Origin of the sequence: Streptomyces caelestis (assembly GCF_001279005.1) — a bacterium.
GTDB classification, from domain to species: domain Bacteria; phylum Actinomycetota; class Actinomycetes; order Streptomycetales; family Streptomycetaceae; genus Streptomyces; species Streptomyces heliomycini.
In genome coordinates this window covers 167,402-185,818 of the sequence record NZ_LGCN01000228.1, presented here as the reverse complement: position 1 = coordinate 185,818, position 18,417 = coordinate 167,402, and the positions used below count along the sequence as shown (strand labels likewise).

General features: G+C 71.6%; 17 protein-coding genes. 13 read left to right on the top strand and 4 right to left on the bottom strand.

What is annotated here, in order from left to right; genetic code table 11:
- Nucleotides 1-87: 87 nt before the first annotated feature.
- From ADK41_RS29495 to ADK41_RS29455, 9 genes are all read left to right on the top strand, one after another.
- Nucleotides 88-885 carry a membrane protein gene (locus tag ADK41_RS29495; protein ID WP_030820247.1) on the top strand — a complete coding sequence of 266 codons (798 nt, stop codon included), beginning with the start codon at nucleotides 88-90 and terminating at the stop codon, nucleotides 883-885.
- Between the two features lie 179 nt (nucleotides 886-1,064).
- Nucleotides 1,065-1,829 carry a YcnI family copper-binding membrane protein gene (locus tag ADK41_RS29490; protein ID WP_030820245.1) on the top strand — a complete coding sequence of 255 codons (765 nt, stop codon included), beginning with the start codon at nucleotides 1,065-1,067 and terminating at the stop codon, nucleotides 1,827-1,829.
- A 91-nt stretch (nucleotides 1,830-1,920) separates the two neighbouring features.
- A complete protein-coding gene (locus ADK41_RS29485; RefSeq protein WP_030820244.1) occupies nucleotides 1,921-2,577 on the top strand; it encodes an SCO family protein in 657 nt (218 codons plus the stop codon).
- On the top strand, nucleotides 2,574-3,023 hold the full coding sequence (locus ADK41_RS29480; RefSeq protein WP_030820243.1) for a copper chaperone PCu(A)C: 450 nt from the start codon (nucleotides 2,574-2,576) through the stop codon (nucleotides 3,021-3,023). Before ADK41_RS29485 ends, ADK41_RS29480 begins: the two co-directional genes overlap by 4 nt.
- 13 nt (nucleotides 3,024-3,036) lie before the next feature.
- The gene (locus ADK41_RS29475; protein ID WP_030820241.1) at nucleotides 3,037-4,980 is read left to right on the top strand and encodes a copper resistance CopC/CopD family protein; all 1,944 of its coding nucleotides are present in this window, start codon (nucleotides 3,037-3,039) and stop codon (nucleotides 4,978-4,980) included.
- A gap of 6 nt (nucleotides 4,981-4,986) precedes the next feature.
- On the top strand, nucleotides 4,987-6,273 hold the full coding sequence (gene efeB / locus ADK41_RS29470; RefSeq protein WP_030820240.1) for an iron uptake transporter deferrochelatase/peroxidase subunit: 1,287 nt from the start codon (nucleotides 4,987-4,989) through the stop codon (nucleotides 6,271-6,273).
- Between the two features lie 71 nt (nucleotides 6,274-6,344).
- Nucleotides 6,345-7,277 (top strand): prephenate dehydratase, encoded by a 933-nt coding sequence (gene pheA / locus ADK41_RS29465; RefSeq protein WP_030820237.1) that lies wholly within the window; start codon nucleotides 6,345-6,347, stop codon nucleotides 7,275-7,277.
- A 548-nt stretch (nucleotides 7,278-7,825) separates the two neighbouring features.
- Complete coding sequence (gene serS, locus ADK41_RS29460) at nucleotides 7,826-9,103, top strand: serine--tRNA ligase (RefSeq protein ID WP_037803488.1); 1,278 nt, start codon at nucleotides 7,826-7,828, stop codon at nucleotides 9,101-9,103.
- Nucleotides 9,100-9,912 carry an HAD family hydrolase gene (locus ADK41_RS29455; RefSeq protein ID WP_030820233.1) on the top strand — a complete coding sequence of 271 codons (813 nt, stop codon included), beginning with the start codon at nucleotides 9,100-9,102 and terminating at the stop codon, nucleotides 9,910-9,912. Before serS ends, ADK41_RS29455 begins: the two co-directional genes overlap by 4 nt.
- Nucleotides 9,913-10,250: 338 nt before the next feature.
- On the opposite strand, the gene ADK41_RS29450 is transcribed toward ADK41_RS29455, so the two are convergent.
- From ADK41_RS29450 to ADK41_RS29435, 4 genes are read right to left on the bottom strand one after another with little or no spacing between them, the layout of a single operon-like run.
- A complete protein-coding gene (locus ADK41_RS29450) occupies nucleotides 10,251-10,970 on the bottom strand; it encodes an ABC transporter permease subunit (protein WP_030820231.1) in 720 nt (239 codons plus the stop codon).
- Nucleotides 10,971-10,980: 10 nt separating this feature from the next.
- Entirely contained in the window at nucleotides 10,981-11,892 is a 912-nt protein-coding gene (locus ADK41_RS29445; protein WP_030820223.1) for an ABC transporter ATP-binding protein, read from the bottom strand.
- On the bottom strand, nucleotides 11,889-12,812 hold the full coding sequence (locus ADK41_RS29440) for an ABC transporter permease (RefSeq protein WP_030820221.1): 924 nt from the start codon (nucleotides 12,810-12,812) through the stop codon (nucleotides 11,889-11,891). Before ADK41_RS29440 ends, ADK41_RS29445 begins: the two co-directional genes overlap by 4 nt.
- Entirely contained in the window at nucleotides 12,802-13,776 is a 975-nt protein-coding gene (locus tag ADK41_RS29435) for an ABC transporter ATP-binding protein (protein WP_030820219.1), read from the bottom strand. Before ADK41_RS29435 ends, ADK41_RS29440 begins: the two co-directional genes overlap by 11 nt.
- 200 nt (nucleotides 13,777-13,976) lie before the next feature.
- On the opposite strand from ADK41_RS29435, the gene ADK41_RS29430 reads away from it, so the two are divergent.
- From ADK41_RS29430 to ADK41_RS29415, 4 genes are all read left to right on the top strand, one after another.
- Nucleotides 13,977-15,761: an SDR family oxidoreductase gene (locus ADK41_RS29430; protein ID WP_030820217.1), complete on the top strand. Its 1,785-nt coding sequence runs from the start codon at nucleotides 13,977-13,979 to the stop codon at nucleotides 15,759-15,761.
- Between the two features lie 160 nt (nucleotides 15,762-15,921).
- On the top strand, nucleotides 15,922-16,470 hold the full coding sequence (locus ADK41_RS29425) for an RNA 2'-phosphotransferase (protein WP_030820214.1): 549 nt from the start codon (nucleotides 15,922-15,924) through the stop codon (nucleotides 16,468-16,470).
- 63 nt (nucleotides 16,471-16,533) lie between these two features.
- Nucleotides 16,534-17,436, top strand: coding sequence for an LLM class flavin-dependent oxidoreductase (locus ADK41_RS29420; protein WP_030820212.1), 903 nt, complete (start codon nucleotides 16,534-16,536; stop codon nucleotides 17,434-17,436).
- Nucleotides 17,437-17,522: 86 nt separating this feature from the next.
- On the top strand, nucleotides 17,523-18,410 hold the full coding sequence (locus ADK41_RS29415) for an HAD hydrolase family protein (RefSeq protein WP_078661804.1): 888 nt from the start codon (nucleotides 17,523-17,525) through the stop codon (nucleotides 18,408-18,410).
- Nucleotides 18,411-18,417: the final 7 nt, after the last annotated feature.

The window sequence follows — 18,417 nt, the reverse complement described above, 5'->3', positions numbered from 1 at the left end:
CCGCGACAGAAGCGATCTTCCGGTCGTACCTCATCTTGCGGACCTGCCGTACGGCCGCCGGTGGCCTGGTGCGATGATGAGCGCGCCATGACTGCCCCCCACCCGCGCACGGCGCGCTCCGGACGAGGGGTCCGGGTCCTGCGGGCCGCGGTGTTCGCCGCGGTCTGCGCCGTGCTGGCCGGGGCAGGTCACACGCTCGCCTCCCGCACCGCCGTACCGCTGTGGACGCTGGGCGCGGGCTTCCTCGGAGTCCTCGCGGTCGCCGCTCCGCTCGCCGGGCGCGCACGGTCGCTGCCCGGCATCGTGCTGCTGCTGGCGTGCGGCCAGACGGCCCTGCACACGCTCTTCGGCCTGGGACAGCACGGCGCACCCGCCACGGGGGCGTCGTCCGCGCTCTCCGACGCCACGCTGGTCGAACAGGCCGCGCGGCTGCTGTGCGGAACCACCGCGGCGGGACTCAGCCCCGCACAGGCCGAGCGCGTCCTCATCGAAGCGCGCGTCCACCACACCGCGACCGCCACCCACACGGAAGCCGCCGCGGACGCCCCGGCGTCCCTGCTGCCGTCGCTGCCGATGCTGCTCGGCCACGTCCTCGCGGCGCTGGCCGCCGGATGGCTGCTGCGCCGCGGTGATCTGGCCCTGCTGCGCCTGACCGAACTGTCGGCGCACGGTATCGCCGAGGGCGCCCTCGTACGGTCCCTCCGCGCGGCGCTCGCCCTGGTGCGCGCCCTGCGCGCCGGGCTCCCGGGAGCGCCGGAAGGGGCCCCGCGCCTGGCGCGCACCGCGCTGCTCGCCCCGCTCCCGCCCCGTTCCGCCGCTCTGCACCACACGGTGATCCGCCGGGGCCCGCCGGCCACCGCCACCGCACTCGCTCTCGCCGCCTGACGCCAGGCGACCACCGCTCCGGGTTCCCGACCGCGGAGAGGGGCGCCGACGTGCGGCACGCGCGCGTGCGGCCGTTTCCGTGTGCGCCCGGCCGTCCTGCCCGCAGGGCCCGTCCGGTCGTACGCACGGCACATCCCTCACCGTCAGTGAAACCTCAACCGAAGCGGAGTGCTTCTGCCATGAAGGCTTCCCGTATCGCCGCCGCCGGCGCCGTCGCCGGTGCCGCCGTCCTCGCCGTGTCCACCCCCTGCTTCGCCCACGTCAGCGTGCAGCCGGAGGGTGAGGCCGCGAAGGGCGACTACGCGGTCGTCGGCTTCAAGGTCCCCAACGAGCGGGACGACGCCTCGACCACCAAGCTCGAGGTCACCTTCCCCACGGACCACCCGCTGGCGTCCGTGATGCCGCAGCCGGTCGCGGGCTGGGACGTCGAGGTCACCAAGTCCAAGCTGGACAAGCCGCTCGAGATGCACGGCAAGAAGATCGACGAGGCGGTCTCCAAGGTGACCTGGACCGCCAAGGGCGACGGCATCGAACCCGGCTTCTTCCAGAAGTTCCCGGTGTCCGTCGGCACGCTCCCCGAGGACGCCGACGAACTCGTCTTCAAGGCCCTGCAGACGTACTCCAGCAAGGAGGTCGTCCGCTGGATCGAGGTGCCGCAGAAGGGCCAGGAGGAGCCCGACCACCCGGCTCCCGTCCTCACCCTGTCCGAGGCCTCCGAGGACGGCCACTCACACGGTGCCGCGGCCGACGACAAGACCTCCGACGACACCGCGGCGGCCGGGAACGCCTCCGCCGAAACCGCCGAGACCGCCGCCTCCGCCGACGAGGGCGACTCCGGCGGCACCGACACCACCGCCCGCGTCCTGGGCGTCGTCGGCATCGTGGTCGGCGCCGCGGGCGTCGCCTACGGCGTACTCGCCGGGCGTCGGCGCACCACCGCCTGACCCCTCTCTCTCCTCGACGGCGCGCACCGGGTCGCCCACGGCCCCGTGGTCTCCCGGTGCGCGCCGGAGCACTCACCTCTCAGGACCATTCATGCGCAAGAAGACCTTCACGGCCGCGGCCCTGCTCGCCGTCGCCTCCCTCACCCTGTCCGCCTGCGGCAGCGGGTCCGGCGACAGCGGCGAGCCCATCGCCGTGGTCTCCGAGGAGGCCGGCGCCCAGAAGGCGGCCACCGTCCTCGACCATCCGTTCCAGAAGCCGGACCTCGTCCTCACCGACACGAACGGCGAGGAGTACGACCTCCGTGCGGAGACCGCGGGCAAGCCGACCCTGATCTACTTCGGCTACACGCACTGCCCCGACGTCTGCCCGCTGACGATGAACAACCTCGCCGTGGCCAAGAAGCAGCTGCCCCGGGAACAGCAGGACGAGCTGCGGCTCGTGTTCGTCACCACCGACCCGGAACGTGACACCCCCGCCGCGCTGGGCACGTGGCTCAAGGGTATCGACTCCCAGGTCGTCGGCCTGACCGGCGACTTCGACACCATCCAGGCCGGCGCCCGCACCCTCGGCATCTCGATCGACCCGCCGCGCAAGGACGACAACGGCAAGACCGTCTCCGACCACGGCACCCAGGTCATCGCCTTCTCCCCGAAGACCGACGGCGGTTACGTCCTCTACGGCGAGGACGCCACCGTCGAGGACTACACCAAGGACCTCCCCAAGATCATCAAGGGCGAGAACCCGTGAGGCGCCCGGCAGCCGCGGCCCTGATCGTCGCCGGGGCGCTGGCCCTCGCGGGGTGCGGCGGCTCGGACGACGGCCCGGCGGACCTGTCCGTCGGCTCCGCGTACATGCCGCAGCCGGTCTCCGACATGGCCGCCGGCTTCCTCACCATCACCAATGAAGGCGACTCCGCGGACCGGCTGACCTCGGTCAGCAGCGACGTCGCCGGCCAGGTCACCGTGCACGAGACCGTCGACGGAGCCATGCAGGAGGCCGAGGCCCTCGACATCCCGGCCCACGGCAGCCTGGTGCTCGAGAGCGGCGGCAACCACCTGATGTTCGAACAGCTGAAGCGGAAGCCGAAGCAGGGCCAGAAGGTCACCGTCGAGCTGCGCTTCGACCGGTCCGACCCCGTCACGGTCGAGATCCCGGTGAAACCGGCCACCTACACCCCGAAGACCGGACACTGAGGGAGACACCCCCGTGACCCAGACCATCGCCCCCCGCGTGCGGATCCTGGTGCTGCTGCTCCTGGCCGTCACCGGCGCGCTCCTCGCCGGAGCCGCTCCCGCCTCCGCGCACGCCGCGCTGACCGGCAGCGACCCCGGCCAGGGGGCGGTGGTCGACACGGCGCCCGCCCAGGTCTCGCTCACCTTCTCCGAGCGGATCGCGGTGAGCGACGACGCCGTGCGCGTCCTCGACCCCAAGGGCGAGCGGGTCGACAAGGGCGACCCGGCCAACCCCAGCGGCACGACGTACACCGTGCGGCTGCTCAGCGGGCTGCCCGACGGCACGTACACCGTGGCCTACCAGGTGGTGTCCGCGGACAGCCACCCCGTCGCCGGCGCCTTCACCTTCTCCATCGGCGCACCCTCCGAGACCTCCGTCCCGGTCTCCGCGCAGGCCTCCGACGACGGCCTGATCGGCTGGCTGTACGGCTTCGGCCGCTACGTGTCGTACGCCGGCTTCGCCGTCATGGTCGGCGGGGCCGCCTTCGTGCTCGCCTGCTGGGGAGGCGGCTCCGGCGTGCGGGCGGTACAGCGGCTGGTCGTCTCCGGCTGGCTGACGCTCACCGCGGCCACGCTCACGCTGCTGCTCCTGCGCGGCTCCTACACCACCTCCGGCGCGGTCGGCGACGTCTTCGACCTGTCGCTGCTCGGAGACGTGCTCCAGACGAAGACCGGCGCGGCACTGGTGTCCCGGCTGCTGCTGCTCGCCGCGGCGGCCCTGTTCATCGCGGTGCTGTTCGGCGCCTACGCCCGCCCGTCGTCCACCGCCCTGAACGACGACGCCACGCGTCGGCGGACCGATTCGGGGGAGACCGAGGAGAAGCGGGACCTGACCTTCGGGCTCGCGCTCGGCGGGACGGTCGTGGCGGCCGGGCTCGCCGCCAGCTGGGCCATGTCCGAACACGCCTCCCAAGGGCTCCAGCCCGGCATCGCCATGCCCGTCGACGTGGTCCACCTGCTGGCCGTCGCCGTCTGGCTCGGCGGACTCACCACCCTGCTCGTCGCCCTCTACCGGGCGCCCGCCGAGACCCCGGTCGACCAGGACGCCGTCCGGCGGTTCTCCCGGCTCGCCTTCGGCAGCGTGGTGACGCTGGTCGTCACCGGCGTCTACCAGAGCTGGCGGCAGCTCGGCTCCTGGTCGGCGTTGACCGACACCCGGTACGGGCAGCTGCTGCTCGCCAAGATCGGACTCATGGCGGTGCTGGTCGCGATCGCCTCCCTCTCACGGCGCTGGACGGCACGACTGGCCGAGGCACCCGCCCCGGCGGCGCGCGAGGAGGAGAAGCAGCCGGCGGCGGGCGGGGCCACGGAGGCCCGGAAGGGCGACGACGCCCGGGCCGTTCAGCTCGCCCGGCAGCGGGCCGCAATGGAGAACGCCCGGCAGAAGCGGCTGCGCGACGCCGACCCCCACCGCTTCGGCCTGCGCCGCTCCGTACTCGCCGAGGCGGGCGTCGCCGTCGTCCTGCTCGCCGTCACCACCGTGCTGACGCAGACCGAGCCGGGGCGTACCGAGCAGGAGGTCGAGGCGGCCGCCTCCGCCTCGGCCTCGTCGTCCGCCTCGACCGGTCAGGGCACCGGCGCGGTGACGCTGAACATGCCCTTCGACACCGGCGGCGAGAACGGCAAGGGCGTCGTCACGGTCGACCTCGACCCCGCCCGGACCGGCGACAACACCCTGCACGTCTATGCGGAGGGCCCGGACGGCCAGGCCGTCGACCTCCCCGAGGTGAAGGTCGCCCTCACCCTCTCCGCCAAGGGCATCGGGCCGCTGCCCGTCGCCCCCGACCGCATCACCACCGGGCACTGGTCGGCGAGCGGAGTACAGCTCCCCATGACGGGCGACTGGAAGATCGAGGTGACCGTGCGGACCTCCGACATCGACCAGGTGACCGTCTCGAAGAACGCGAAGATCGGCTGAACCACCATGCCTGACCAGACCATTCCGCAGCTCCGGACCCCCGGAGCGCCCCAGAGGGAGCCCGGGGACCGGACCGCGGGAAACGGCATCTCCCGACGCCGGCTGCTCGGCACGGCCGGCGCCACCGGGCTCGCGCTCGGGGCCGCGGGCGGGGCCGCGGGATACGCGTCGGCGCCCGCCGCGGCCACCCCGCTGACGTCGGTGGGCGACAGCCGCATCGAGTTTCACGTGAAACATCAGCCCGGCATCACCCAGCCGCTCCAGGCCCGCGGCCACCTCATCGCCTTCGACCTCGCCCCCGGAGCCGGTCGCAAGGAGGCCACCGCACTGCTGCGCCGCTGGTCGGACAGCGCCCGCCGGCTGATGGCGGGCGAGCCCAGCGCACAGGACGACACCGGTGTGGCCCGCGACGCCGGCCCCTCCTCACTGACCCTCACCTTCGGCTTCGGCCACAGCTTCTTCGGACGCACCGGCCTGGAGAAACAGCGCCCCGTCGCCCTGGACCCGCTGCCCGACTTCTCCTCCGACCACCTCGACAAGGCCCGCAGCGACGGCGACCTGTGGGTGCAGATCGGCGCCGACGACGCCCTCGTGGCCTTCCACGCCCTGCGCGCCGTCCAGAAGGACGCGGGCTCGGCGGCCAGGGTGCGCTGGCAGATGAACGGCTTCAACCGCTCACCCGGCGCCACCGCCCACCCCATGACCGCCCGCAACCTGATGGGCCAGGTCGACGGCACCCGCAACCCCAAGCCCGCCGACTCCGACTTCGACGAGCGGATCTTCGTCCCCGACCAGGGCGAGCCCGCCTGGATGGCGAACGGTTCCTACGTCGTCGTACGCCGTATCCGCATGCTGCTCGACGACTGGGAGAAGCTGCCGGTCGAGGAGCAGGAGAGCGTCATCGGGCGCCGCAAGTCCGACGGGGCACCGCTGTCCGGGGGCGCCGAGACGTCCGCGATGGACCTGGAGAAGACGGATTCCCGGGGCAACCTGGTCGTCCCGATCAACGCCCACGCGAGGATCACCCGACCCGACCAGAACGGCGGCGCCGCCATGCTCCGCCGCCCGTTCTCGTACCACGACGGCATCGACGCGGACGGGGCGCCGGACGCGGGGCTGCTGTTCGTCTGCTGGCAGGCCGATCCGCTGCGCGGCTTCGTGCCGGTGCAGCGCAAGCTCGACCGGGGCGACGCCCTGACGCCGTTCGTCCGCCACGAGGCGAGCGGGCTGTTCGCGGTGCCGGGCGGCGCGGCGGAGGGAGAGTATGTGGGGCAGCGGCTGCTGGAGGGATGAGAACCGTCCCGCGTCACCCCTGCGTGCTCTCGCGGGACCGCCGCCGTCCGGAGGCCCATTAGGGTGAGGTCATGCCAGCGAGCTATGCGTATCTCGGCCCAGAGGGCACCTTCACCGAAGTCGCCCTGCGCACGCTTCCCGAGGCGGCCACCCGCGAGCTGATCCCGTACGTGTCCGTGCAGTCCGCGCTCGACGCGGTGCGCGTCGGCGAGGCCGAGGCCGCGTTCGTCCCCATCGAGAACTCCGTCGAGGGCGGCATCACCGCCACCCTCGACGAACTGGTCGCGGGCACCCCGCTGATGATCTATCGCGAGGTGCTGCTGTCGATCACCTTCGCGCTGCTCGTGCGTCCGGGCACCAAGCTGTCGGACATCAAGACGGTCACCGCCCACCCGGCCGCCCAGCCGCAGGTCCGCAACTGGCTGAAGACGCACCTCCCGGACGTCGTCTGGGAGTCGTCCGCCTCCAACGCGGACGGTGCGCGACTGGTCCAGGAGGGCCGGTACGACGCGGCCTTCGCCGGCGAGTTCGCCGCCGCCCGGTACGGCCTGGAGGCACTGGAGACGGAGATCCACGACGCGGAGAACGCCCAGACCAGGTTCGTGCTGGTGGGCCGCCCCGCCCGGCCCGCCGCGCCCACGGGCGCCGACAAGACGTCCGTCGTGCTGTGGCAGCGCGACGACCACCCCGGTGGCCTGCGTGACCTGCTGGGCGAGTTCGCCACCCGCGGCATCAACCTGATGCTGCTCCAGTCCCGGCCGACCGGTGCCGGGATCGGCAACTACTGCTTCTGCGTCGACGCCGAGGGCCACATCTCGGACCGCCGGATGTCCGAGGCGCTGATGGGGCTCAAGCGGATCTGTCTGCAGGTGCGCTACCTCGGTTCGTACCCGCGTGCCGACATACGGCCCGGCGAGGCGCGACCGCCGTTCCCCGGGACGTCGGACGAGGAGTTCACGGGGGCGGCGGACTGGGTCGCGCGGTGCCAGGACGGGCGGTTCTGACCGGTCCGGAGAAGACGGGCCCGGTCCTACCTGCTGATTTTCATTGTCCACAGGAGTTATCCACAGCCCCCCTTCTTCATCTGGGGACAAGTCGACATCGAAGTCACATTCGGTCGACACATCGTTCCCCAGGGCATGACCTCGTTCACCGTCTCCCGTGCCGCGCTTCGTCCACCCTTTTCCTTCGGTCAACCCTTCAGGGTGATCCTTTTCCACTCAAAAGTGGGGATGAAGGAGGTTCGTCCTGGGGATTCTCGGCTTTGATCAAGCGTTCCGGAGTACCTCATTCCGAAGTCCACAGATCTTCCCCACACCCTGTGGATAACCCCCCGGAAGTGTGGATACCTGTGGACAACCGAAGCCCAAGTTCCCTGCCGCGCAAGGAACTCCGGTCAACCGACGACCCCCGAACTGACCCGTTCCAGGGGAAGCACACCATTTGTTGACCTTGAGGAACATTTCACGCAATTCCCTCATAACGGAAAGGGAGCCGCCGCACCGCAATAGTGGGTCGTGGGGCGTCACCCCGCACCGGTAGCCTTGACCGCGTGATTGACCTTCGCCTGCTTCGTGAGGACCCCGACCGTGTGCGTGCTTCGCAGCGCGCCCGTGGAGAGGACGTCGCGCTCGTCGACGCCCTCCTGTCTGCCGACGAGCGGCGCAGGTCGTCCGGCGTCCGCTTCGACGAGCTGCGCGCCGAGCAGAAGTCGCTCGGCAAGCTCATCCCCAAGGCGGCCGGTGACGAGAAGGCCGAGCTGCTGAAGAAGGCCGAACAGCTCAAGGCCGACGTCAAGGCGGCCGACGCCGACCGCGACGCCGCGGCGAGCGAGACCCAGGACCTTCTGCTCAAGCTGAGCAACCTCGTCCACCCCGACGTGCCCGTCGGCGGCGAGGAGGACTTCGTCACGCTGGAGACGCACGGCGACATCCGCGACTTCGACGCCGAGGGCTTCGCGCCCAAGGACCACCTGGAGCTCGGCCAGCTCCTCGGCGCCATCGACGTCGAGCGCGGCGCCAAGGTCTCGGGCTCCCGCTTCTACTTCCTGACCGGCGTCGGCGCGCTGCTCGAGCTCGCCCTGGTGAACGCCGCGATGGCCCAGGCCACGGCCGCCGGCTTCACCCCGATGCTGACCCCCGCGCTGGTGCGCCCCCAGTCGATGGCGGGCACCGGCTTCCTCGGCCAGGCGGCCCAGGACGTCTACCACCTGGACAAGGACGACCTCTACCTGGTCGGCACGTCCGAGGTGGCGCTGGCCGCGTACCACATGGACGAGATCCTCGACGCCGACCGGCTGCCGCTGCGGTACGCGGGCTTCTCGCCCTGCTTCCGCCGCGAGGCCGGCTCGCACGGCAAGGACACCCGGGGCATCTTCCGCGTGCACCAGTTCGACAAGGTCGAGATGTTCTCGTACGTCGCCCCGGAGGACTCCCAGGCGGAGCACCAGCGGCTGCTGGAGTGGGAGAAGCAGTGGCTGACCTCGCTGGAGCTGCCGTTCCGCGTGATCGACGTCGCCTCGGGCGACCTGGGCTCCTCGGCCGCGCGCAAGTACGACTGCGAGGCGTGGATCCCGACCCAGGGCAAGTACCGCGAGCTGACCTCGACCTCGGACTGCACCGAGTTCCAGTCGCGCCGGCTGTCGATCCGCGTCCGTGAGGACAAGAAGGTGCGCCCGCTGGCCACGCTCAACGGCACGCTGTGCGCCGTACCGCGCACGATCGTGGCGATCCTGGAGAACCACCAGCAGGCCGACGGCTCCGTGCGCGTGCCGGAGGTGCTGCGTCCGTACCTGGGCGGCCGGGAGATCCTGGAGCCGGTCACCAAGTGAGCACCGCCCCCGCGCCCTTCCCCTACCGGCTCATCGCCACCGACCTCGACGGCACACTGCTGCGGAACGACCACTCGGTCTCCCGCCGCACCCGTGACGCGCTCGCCGCGGCCACCGCGGCGGGCGCCGCGCACATCGTCGTCACCGGCCGCGCGGTGCCCTGGACCCGTCCCATACTCGACGACCTCGGCTACGAGGGCCTCGCCGTCTGCGGCCAGGGCGCCCAGGTGTACGACGCCGGAGCCCACCGCCTGCTGACGTCGGTGACCCTGGACCGGCAGCTGGCCGGAGTGGCACTGGCCAAGATCGAGGCGGAGGTCGGTCCGCTGCACCTGGCGGCGAGCCGTGACGGTCTGGACGGCGAGGTGCTGGTCGGTCCCGGCTACGAGGTCGTGGGCGGGCTGCCCGCGACGCCGTTCACGGACGCATCGGACCTGTGGACGGCGCCCCTGAACAAGCTGTACATCCAGCACCCGGACCTGACCTCGGACGAGCTCGCCGACGCTGCCACCCGCACGGCGGGCGGGTTCGTCACCGTCACCATGGCGGGCGAGGGCATCGTCGAACTGCTCCCGCTCGGCCTGTCCAAGGCCACGGGGCTCTCCCTGGCGGCGCGCAGGCTGGGCATGAAGGCCGCGGAGACGATCGCCTTCGGCGACATGCCCAACGACATCCCGATGTTCGCCTGGTCCGCCCACAGTGTGGCCATGGCCAACGCCCATGAGGACCTGAAGACGGTCGCCGACGAGGTGACGGCCTCCAACGAGGACGACGGCATCGCGGCGGTCCTGGAACGACTGCTGGCATAGCTGCGGGCGGTCGTGCCGCAGGGCGGCGCGGGTGGGCGCTGGGGCCCTCCGGGGGGAGGCGCCTCGCAGCACCGAGTCTCACGACCCCACCCGCCCCGCCGCAGCGAAGGAGGAGGGGCGGCCCACGCGACAGACGTGCGCGTGCTCGAAGCGGCCCCCCGGGCAGTTCCCCGCAGGAACGGACTCGACAAAGCGGTGGGGACCGCTCCGGAGTCCACTGCGGGCTGCCCCGTCCCGGTGTGGTGGACGACATCACTGTGCCCGCCGGACGAGCCGGGCGCCACCGAATAAAACCGGCAGACGGCGCCACCCGACCCGCCGCCCGGCGGGCGGACGTCTCACTCCTCGCCGGCCAGCGTCAGCGACCGCAGCTTCTGTCCGGCGTACCAGGTGGCCAGCACGGTGACCGCGGCCAGCAGCACGGTCGCGGTCGTCAGGCCCACGTCCGAGGTGACCAGGTCACCGCCGGAGACCTTCTGCGCCACCGCCAGCGACCACTGCTGGACGCTCAGCGTGCGCGCGCCGGGCACCAGCGAGCCGAACAGCGCCTCCCAGACCAGCGCGTAGACCAGTCCGAACACCACCGCGTGCCGGGAGACCGTGCCGAGCAGCAGGAAGAGCGCCGAGTACGCGATGGAGGCGACCAGCGCGGCCACGGTGTAGGCGACGGCGACCTGCTGGCCGTTGCCGTTCAGGACGAAGCCCGCGATCAGGGTCGGCACCGCCGAGAACACCATGGTGACGGCGATCGCGACGATCAGCTTGGTGTGGATGATCGTGGACCGCTTGATCGGCTTGGACAGCAGGTACACCACCGAGCCGTCGTCGATCTCGGGGCCGATGGCCCCGGTTCCGGCGATGACGCCGATGAGCGGCACCATGGTGGCGAGCGCGAACCCGCCGAGGACGTCGGCCGCCGTCTGGTCGTCGGCTCCGCCGAGGGCGCGCACGGCCACGGAGATCACGATCAGCAGCAGGGGCAGCGCGCCCAGGATGAGGGCCCGGCGACGGCCGAGCAGGGCCCGGTAGGTGAGCCGGGCGACTGTGGGGTCGTACATCTTCGGCCTCCTACGCCGCGACGAGATACGAGAAGACGGACTCGAGGGACTCGTCGGACGGCGAGACCGTGAGCAGCCGGATGCCGTGCTCCCTGGCGACCTTCGGCAGCAGGGCCGTGAAGCGGCCGAAGTCGACGGCCTGGACGCGCAGCGCGCCCTCGGCGTGGTCGACCTCGATGCCGGACGTCGACGGGTCGGCGATCAGCGCGGCCGCGAGCGCGCGGTCGTCGCTGGAGCGCACCAGGTAGCGGTGCGGGCGGTCCGTCATCAGGCGGCGGATCCTGCGGAAGTCGCCGCTGGCCGCGTGCCGGCCGGCGACGACGACCTCGATGTGCCGGGCGAGCTGCTCGACCTCTTCGAGGATGTGGGAGGAGAACAGCACGGTGCGGCCCTCGTCGCCCATCCGCCGCAGCAGGTCCATCAGCTGCATGCGCTGGCGCGGGTCCATCCCGTTGAAGGGCTCGTCGAGCAGGAGCAGCGACGGCTGGTGGACCAGCGCGGACGCCATCTTCACGCGCTGGCGCATGCCCTTGGAGTAGGTGGCGATCTTGCGGTCCTGCGCGTGCTCCATCTCGACCGTGGCGAGCGCCTGCTGGGCGGCCTTGGCGCCCAGTCCGTGGAGCTCGGCGTTGGCGAGGACGAATTCGCGGCCGGTCAGGAAGTCGTACATCGCCTCGCGTTCGGGGACGATGCCGATCTGCCGGTAGATGGACTCGTTGCGCCACACCTGCTGTCCGTCGAGGGTGACGGTGCCGGTGGAGGGGGCGAGGAAGCCGCCCATCATGTTGATGAGGGTGGACTTGCCGGCGCCGTTGGGGCCGAGCAGGCCGGTGACGCCGGGGCCGATGGTCATGGTGATGTCGTTGACGGCGACCACGTTGCCGAACCAGCGGGAGACGTGGTCGATGCTGAGCGTGGTCACAGGCCCACCTTCTTGTAGCGGCGCATCAGGAGGCCGTAGCTCCCGGCGATCAGGCCGAGGGTGAACAGGACGTAGACGACGCCCTCGGCGTTGCTCGGGCCCACCCCGCCGGGGAAGGCGGAGCTCGCGCCCAGGAAGGCGGACTGCACGCCGTCGATGAGGGTGATCGGCGAGAACAGGCCGATCCAGGCGATGGCGGCGCTGTCGCTGCCGCTGCTCTGCACCTCGGCGATCGCCTGGAGGGTGGAGACCGCGCCGTAGGAGATGGTCAGTACGGCGATGACGGCCGCGATGCCGAAGCCGCGGCGCGGGGTGACCGAGGCGATGACCAGGCCGATGCCGGCGAAGAGCAGTGAGAGCAGTGCCACGGAGACGAGTCCCTGCGCGAATCCCTTGGTCTGGTCGGTGAAGTCGAGCTTGGCCAGCAGGGCGCCGATGTACAGCACCAGCAGGGGAGCGGCGGTGAGGACGAACAGGGCCGACGCCAGCGCGGCGAACTTGGCTCGTACGTAGTCGGCGGTCTCGATGGGCCGCGAGAAGTACAGCGGTACGGTCTTGAAGCGCAGGTCGCGGGAGACCGACTGGGGCGCCTGCGAGGCGACGTACAGGCTGATGACGGCCTGCATGACGATCGCGTAGCTCGTGTAGTCGAGGGGCAGCTCCTTGGCCTTGGTGGCGACGGCGACGGCCACCATGATGGCGGCGGGCACGCACATCACCACGAACAGCAGCATCGGCAGCACCTTGGACTTCACCGAGCGGCCGAGGCCGTAGGAGCCGCGCAGGGACTGCGAGTACAGCGAGAGCCTGGCGTAGGAGCGGCCGAGGCGGGGGCCGTCGTAGGAGCGGTAGCCGATGTTGTGGATGCGGGTGTCGCCCGGCGCAGGGGCCGGTGTCCGCAGGGACTGCTCAGTCGCCATGACCGACCGCCTCCTTCCGCTGCTCGTCGCTGCTCGCGTCGTTGTTCTTGAAGACCTCGGAGATGTGGTGCCGGCGCTGTTCCATGCGGACCAGGCCGAGGCCGAGGTCCGCGATGACGTCCCGGACCAGGTCGTAGGTGTCCTCGCCCTGCGCGGTGAGCAGCAGGGTGTGTCCGGCGCCCGGCAGTCCCCTGCCGTCCTCGACGGTCACTCCGCGCGCGTGGAGCGCGTCGCGCACCGCGCGGGTGCCGTCCGGGTGCTCGTCGGTGTCGGTGACCTCGATCGCGAGGGTCGTGGTGGTCTGGGTGAAGTCCGTGGTGGAGCTGGAGCGCAGCAGCTTGCCGCCGTCGACCACGACGACGTGGTCGCAGGTGCGTTCCAGTTCGCCCAGCAGGTGGGAGGTGACCAGGACCGAGATGCCGAAGTCGGTGTGGATGCGGCGGATCAGGCCGAGCATCTCGTCGCGGCCGACCGGGTCGAGGCCGTTGGTGGGTTCGTCCAGGAAGACCAGCTGGGGGTCGTGGACGAGGGCCTGCGCGAGCTTCACGCGCTGCTTCATGCCGGTGGAGTAGCCGCCGATGGGGCGGTAGCGCTCCTCGTACAGGCCGACGTGGCGGAGGGTGTCCGCGGTGCGTTCCCGCGCGGCGGTGGGCGGCAGGCCGGACATGCGCGCCATGTGGACGACGAACTCGGTGGCCGAGACGTCCGGCGGCAGGCAGTCGTGCTCCGGCATGTAGCCGACCCGTTCGCGGATGGCGGCGCCCTCGGTGGCGACGTCGAGTCCGAGCACTTCGGCGCGGCCCTCGGTGGCGGGGGACAGACCCAGCAGGATCTTGATCAGTGTGGACTTGCCGGCTCCATTGGCTCCGACGAGTCCGGTCACACCGGGCCCGACGTCCACGGAGAGCCGGTCAAGAGCGGTCACCCGGGGGAACCGCTTGCTCAGGCTTTCGGTCGCGATCACAGTCACGTCCCCGACGGTAGTGACCCGTACCACCGCGGTCGTCAGACCGGAGGGCCGTCTTGGTGTCCGTCTGGAGTTGTACGGGCCCGTAGGGGCATCTCCTTCCCCGGGGGCATCCACAGCCCCGAGGTCCGCTCTTGACGGGGCCGTGGCCGACTGCGAGATTCGCCCCTGTCACGTGACGGACACGTAGCGCAGCCATGACCGCAGGGGGTGACGGTTTGTCGGGGACGGTGTGGGCGGGGGCTCGGGAGCGCCGGGTGCGTACGGGCGGGGTCGAGCTGTGCGTGGCGGAGCTGGGGGAGCGCGGGCGGCCGACGGTCGTCCTGGTGCACGGCTATCCGGACAGCAAGGAGGTGTGGTCCGAGGTCGCGTCCCGGCTCGCCGGGCGTTTCCACGTCGTGGCGTACGACGTCCGGGGCCACGGCCGGTCCACGGCGCCGCGTCCGCTGCGCGGCGGGTTCACCCTGGAGAAGCTGACCGACGACTTCCTGGCCGTCGCCGACGCGGTCAGTCCGGACCGGCCGGTGCACCTGGTGGGGCACGACTGGGGTTCGGTGCAGGCCTGGGAGTTCGTCACGGTCGGGCGCACGGCGGGGCGGATCGCCTCCTTCACCTCGATGTCGGGGCCGTCGCTCGACCACTTCGGGCACTGGATCCAGCGGCGGACGAAACGGCCGACCCCGCGCCGGGTCGGCCAGTTGCTGGGCCAGGGCGCCAGGTCCTGGTACATCTACCTGCTGCACACGCCCGTGCTGCCGGAACTGGCCTGGCGCGGGCCGCTCGGCAGGGCCTGGCCGCGGATGCTGGAACGCGCCGAGAAGGTGCCCGGCGACGGCTACCCGACGTCGTCCCTGCCGTCGGACGCGGCCCACGGCGCCTGGCTCTACCGGGACAACATCCGTCGTCGGCTGCGCGACCCGCGTGCCGATGCCCACGCGCACGCGCCCGTACAGCTGATCACGCCCCTGAAGGACGTGTTCCTCTCCGAACGGCTCTACGACGATCTCGAGGAGTGGGTGCCGCGGCTGACCCGGCGGACGCTCCCGGCGAAGCACTGGATCCCGCGCAGCCGCCCCGACCGGCTGGCCACGTGGATCTCCGACTTCGTCGTGTCCGTGGAGGACGGCGGGCCGAAGGCGCCGGCTCCGGGCCGGTACGCCGACCGGTTCGGCGGGCGGCTGGTCCTGGTCACGGGGGCGGGCAGCGGTATCGGGCGGGCGACCGCGCTGGCGTTCGCGGAGGCGGGTGCGCGCGTGCTGGCGGTCGACCGGGACGCGGAGGCCGCAGCCCGTACCGCCGGGGAGGCCCGCGGTCGCGGAGCGGCGGCGTCCTGGGCGGAGACGGCGGACGTGTCCGACGAACAGGCCATGGAGAAGCTCGCCGAGCGGGTCACCACCGAGTACGGCGTGGTGGACGTGCTGGTGAACAACGCCGGCATCGGGCTGGGCGGCTCCTTCTTCGACACCACCCCGCAGGACTGGAGGAAGGTCCTCGACGTCAATCTGTGGGGGGTGATCCACGGCTGCCGGCTCTTCGGGCGGCGGATGGCCGAGCGCGGACAGGGCGGCCACATCGTCAACGTCGCCTCGGCGGCGGCGTTTCAGCCGTCCAGGGCGCTGCCCGCCTACAGCACGTCCAAGGCGGCGGTGCTGATGCTGAGCGAGTGTCTGCGGGCGGAGCTGGCGGGCCGGGACATCGGCGTGACGGCGGTGTGCCCCGGGTTCGTGAACACCCCCATCACCTCCACCGCGCGCTTCGCGGGCGTGGACGCGGAGGAGGAGCGGCGGCTGCGGAAGCGGGCGGCACGCCTGTACGGGCTGCGCGGCTGTCCGCCGGAGAGGGTCGCCGCCGCGGTCCTGCGGGCGGTGGCGCGTGACGAGGCGGTGGTGCCGGTCACCCCGGAGGCGCGGGTCGCGTACGCGCTGTCGCGGTGGATGCCGGGGGCGCTGCGGAGGATCGCGCGGGTGAAGCCGCCGCTGTGAGGGTGGTCGAGGCGGATCCTTCCGGCAACAGCCCTTCATTGAAGGAGGGTTGTCCACAAGCAACGCCAAGTAGCCTGTGGATAAACATACTTGGCTGTGGATCAAACCTCCGGAGCTAAATCGATCGCGTGATGCGTGTCTCTCCCGGCAGTCTGAACGGATGGATGAAAGACGCACCGTGAAGGTGTCGAAGTACCTCGCCAAGCATCTGCGCCATCAGCCCGAGAGGATCGGGCTCACGCTCGACGAGAGCGGCTGGGTCGAGATCGACGCGCTGATCGCCGCGGCGGCCGCGCACGGCTTCCGGTTCACCCGGGAAGAACTGGACCACGTCGTCGCCGTCAACGACAAGCGGCGCTTCGCCGTCGAGGGCGCCCGGATCCGCGCCAGCCAGGGTCACAGCGTCGAGGTCGATCTCGGACTGGCGCCGGCCACCCCACCGCCGTACCTGTACCACGGCACCGTCGCCCGGAACCTGGAGGCGATCCGCACCGAGGGGCTGCGGTCCATGGACCGGCACGACGTGCACCTCTCCGCCGACCGCGAGACGGCGACCCGCGTCGGCGCCCGCCGGGGCCGCCCGGTCGTCCTGTCCGTGGACGCGGCCGCCATGCACCGGGACGGCCATGTCTTCCGTGTGAGCGCGAACGGCGTCTGGCTGACCCGGGCCGTGCCGAGCGGATACCTGCGGTTTCCCGCACGCCACTGAGGCGGAACGCGGACGGCGTGCTCGTTTCACGTGAAACACGGCTCGCCGCATAGGCTCGCTGGTATGACTCTGCGCCTGAGCACCGTGATCCTCCCGTACCGCCGCTGGCACGAGGGCAGCCGTTCGGCGTGGGTGCGCGCCGAGGAACTCGGCTTCCACACGGGATACACCTACGACCACCTGTCCTGGCGCAGCTTCCGGGACGGCCCCTGGTTCGGCGCCGTTCCCACCCTGACCGCCGCCGCGGCCGTGACCGACCGGATGCGGCTGGGCACGCTGGTGACCTCGCCGAACTTCCGGCACCCGGTGACCCTCGCCAAGGAGTTCATCTCCCTCGACGACATCTCCGGCGGGCGCGTCACGCTCGGGATCGGCGCGGGCGGCACCGGCTTCGACGCCACGGCGCTCGGCCAGGAACCCTGGACGCCCCGCGAGCGCGCCGACCGCTTCGCCGAGTTCGTCCCCCTGCTCGACCGTCTACTCACCGAGGACTCGGTGTCGTACGAGGGCGATTTCTACGCGGCGCACGAGGCGCGCAACATCCCGGGCTGTGTGCAGCGGCCCCGGCTGCCGTTCGCCGTGGCGGCCACCGGACCGCGCGGGCTGCGGCTCGCGGCACGTCACGGACAGGCCTGGGTGACCACGGGCGACCCCCGGCTGTACGAGGACGGCACGCCCGAGCAGTCGGTTCAGGCCATTCGCGGCCAGGCGGAGAGGCTGGCCGACGCCTGCGCCGAGCTCGGCCGGGACGTGACCGGGCTGGACAAGATCCTGCTCACCGGATTCACCCCGGACCGGAGCCGTCCGCTGGAGTCCCTGGACGCCTTCGTCGACTTCGCGGGCCGCCACGCCGAGCTGGGATTCACCGAGATCGTGGTCCACTGGCCCATCCCCGACTCGGACTTCGCCGCGGACCAGAAGGTCTTCGAGCGGATCGTCATGGAGGCGCCGGCGCAACTGCGGTGACCCGGCCGCCCCACAGTGCGAGAAGAACCGCTGGTGACGGCGGTAACCACTCAGATGTGCGGACTCCCGCACGGCCGTGCGGGCATATGCGGGACAATGGCCGGGTGACCTCAGCGACCCGACAGCCCGAGACCCAGGCAGCCGCCACCCGACCGCGACTCATCGCCACCGACCTCGACGGCACCCTGCTGCGCGACGACAAGTCGGTGTCCCCGCGCACCGTCGCCGCGCTCGCCGCCGCCGAGGAGGCGGGCATCGAGGTCTTCTTCGTCACCGGCCGCCCGGCCCGCTGGATGGACGTCGTCAGCGACCACGTCCACGGCCACGGCCTCGCCATCTGCGGCAACGGCGCGGCCGTCGTCGACCTGCACGGCGGCCCCGGCGCGCACCGCTTCGTGAAGGTGCGCGAGCTGCCCCGGAGGAACGCGCTGGACACCGTACGGCTGCTGCGCGAGGCCGCACCGGGCACGGTGTACGCCGTGGAGCAGACCTTCGGCTTCAACCAGGAGCCGGCGTATCCGAAGCTGCACATGGAGATCCCTGACACGCTCGCTCCCGCCGAGGACCTGCTGGCTCCGGACTCCCCCACCGCCGGCGAGCCGGTGCTCAAGATCCTCGCCCACCACCCCGAGCTCGACCCCGACGCCTTCCTGACCCTGGCCCGGCTCGCCGTCGGCGACCGCGCCAACGTCACCCGCTCCAGCCCCAGCGCCCTGCTGGAGATCAGCGGCCCCGAGGTGTCCAAGGCCAGCACGCTCGCCCTGTGCTGCGCCGAGCGCGGCATCTCGCACGAGGAGGTCGTCGCCTTCGGCGACATGCCCAACGACGTCGAGATGCTGACCTGGGCCGGCCGTTCCTACGCGATGGGCAACGCCCACCCGGATGTGGTCGCCGCCGCCTCGGGCCGCACGGTCGCCAACAACGACGACGGGGTGGCCGTGGTGATCGAGCGGCTGCTGAACGAGCGGCCGTAACCGCTCG

Excerpts from the sequence above, each read along its gene's own strand:
- ADK41_RS29495 (WP_030820247.1), top strand. The coding sequence starts at position 88 with ATGACTGCCCCCCACCCGCGCACGGCGCGCTCCGGACGAGGGGTCCGG.
- ADK41_RS29490 (WP_030820245.1), top strand. The coding sequence starts at position 1,065 with ATGAAGGCTTCCCGTATCGCCGCCGCCGGCGCCGTCGCCGGTGCCGCC.
- ADK41_RS29485 (WP_030820244.1), top strand. The coding sequence starts at position 1,921 with ATGCGCAAGAAGACCTTCACGGCCGCGGCCCTGCTCGCCGTCGCCTCC.
- efeB (WP_030820240.1), top strand. The coding sequence starts at position 4,987 with ATGCCTGACCAGACCATTCCGCAGCTCCGGACCCCCGGAGCGCCCCAG.
- pheA (WP_030820237.1), top strand. The coding sequence starts at position 6,345 with ATGCCAGCGAGCTATGCGTATCTCGGCCCAGAGGGCACCTTCACCGAA.
- ADK41_RS29450 (WP_030820231.1), bottom strand. The coding sequence starts at position 10,970 with ATGTACGACCCCACAGTCGCCCGGCTCACCTACCGGGCCCTGCTCGGC.
- ADK41_RS29440 (WP_030820221.1), bottom strand. The coding sequence starts at position 12,812 with ATGGCGACTGAGCAGTCCCTGCGGACACCGGCCCCTGCGCCGGGCGAC.
- ADK41_RS29430 (WP_030820217.1), top strand. The coding sequence starts at position 13,977 with ATGACCGCAGGGGGTGACGGTTTGTCGGGGACGGTGTGGGCGGGGGCT.
- ADK41_RS29425 (WP_030820214.1), top strand. The coding sequence starts at position 15,922 with ATGGATGAAAGACGCACCGTGAAGGTGTCGAAGTACCTCGCCAAGCAT.
- ADK41_RS29420 (WP_030820212.1), top strand. The coding sequence starts at position 16,534 with ATGACTCTGCGCCTGAGCACCGTGATCCTCCCGTACCGCCGCTGGCAC.
- ADK41_RS29415 (WP_078661804.1), top strand. The coding sequence starts at position 17,523 with ATGCGGGACAATGGCCGGGTGACCTCAGCGACCCGACAGCCCGAGACC.